Origin of the sequence: Streptomyces sp. NPDC015032, from assembly GCF_043080425.1 — a bacterium.
In the GTDB taxonomy this organism is placed as follows: domain Bacteria; phylum Actinomycetota; class Actinomycetes; order Streptomycetales; family Streptomycetaceae; genus Streptomyces.
Map to the genome: position 1 here is coordinate 1 of NZ_JBIBVN010000126.1, position 1,269 is coordinate 1,269.

A 1,269-nucleotide genomic window follows, 5' to 3' on the forward strand; every position below is an offset into this window, starting at 1 on the left:
TAGTACTGCAACCGCATGTGGGGGTCATGGCCTCGGCGTTGGTAGTGGCAGCGGCGGGCTCGGGCTTGGCTGCGGCGTCGGAAGTGTGACCAGCGCAGACGGTGCTCGTTGGAATGGCAGTGGGGCGTGACGACGACGTGCCCGATCAGCCGGCGGATCTCCGGGACGCTGAGGGGTATGAGGTCTTGCTCGTCGTTTCCGCTGCCCCTTTTGCGGCTTCTGCGGCGCGGGTGGCGGTCAGGTAGGCGAGGGCGGCCATGGCCAGGGTGACGTGCCGGTACCAGGCCCGGTAGAGACGGACCTGGTAGTGGTCCAGGCCGCATTCGCCCTTGGCGATCTGGAAGCATTCCTCCACCTGCCAACGTGCGCCAGCAGTCCTGACCAGGTCTTTCAGCCGGGAGGTGACGGGGCCGCAGCAGACGTAGTACGCGATCTCGGTGGGGTCACTGATGCTGCGGCGGGCCAGAACCCAGTGCCCGAAGCCGTCCTCCCATACCGGGCGGATTGCGATCCGGGCCCAGTCGTAGAACCGCTGGCCGTGCGCGCCCGCACCAGCGGAGATCCGTTTCCATGCCTGCCGGGGCACGGCGCTGACCAGGTCGCGGACCTCGGCGTCCGTGCCGCCGGTGGTGGGCACCGTGTCGTTGACCTTGGTGGCCAGGACGTAGGCGACGTGTCGTTCCTCCAGCCAGGCCCGCATGTGCTTGACCTGGCCGTATGCCTCATCCGCGGTGACCCAGGCAAAAGGGACGCGTGCGTCGATCGCGCGTTGCAGCATCCACTTGAAGTGCTCGATCTTCGTGGCGAAGGGCACCTCGTCACCGATCCCGGCCGCCCGGCACCGTTCCCTGTCATCCGTCCAGGAGGCGGGGATATACAGCTCGCGGTCGATCAAGGCCCGGCCCGCAGCGGAGGCGTAGGCCAGGAACGTGCCGATCTGGCAGTTCTCCGTGCGCCCGGCCGTTCCGGAATACTGCCTCTGGACCCCGGCCGACTTGACGCCCTTCTTCAGGAAGCCGGTGTCGTCCCCGATCAGTACCGCGTCCTTGTTGCCGATCGTCTCGACGACGAAGTCGCGCACATCGTCGCGGACCGCGTGCTCGTCCCAGTCGGCGAAGTTCAGCAGCCGCTGGAAACCGTCCGGGCGACGCTGGCCGGCCTGCTCAGCCAGCGTCCACCCATTCTTCCTTTCCAGCGGCGCAAGCAACGTGGACAGGTAGTCCAACGCCCGCTCACGTGGCTCCGACCGGCCAAAACGTCCCGCAAACC

Annotated in this window: 1 protein-coding gene; it reads right to left on the bottom strand. The window is 67.4% G+C overall.

What is annotated here, in order from left to right; translation table 11 throughout:
* Window positions 1-145 precede the first annotated feature (145 nt).
* The coding region (locus ACF08M_RS41670; RefSeq protein WP_392190532.1) for an IS701 family transposase at window positions 146-1,269 on the bottom strand (1,124 nt) is incomplete at its 5' end.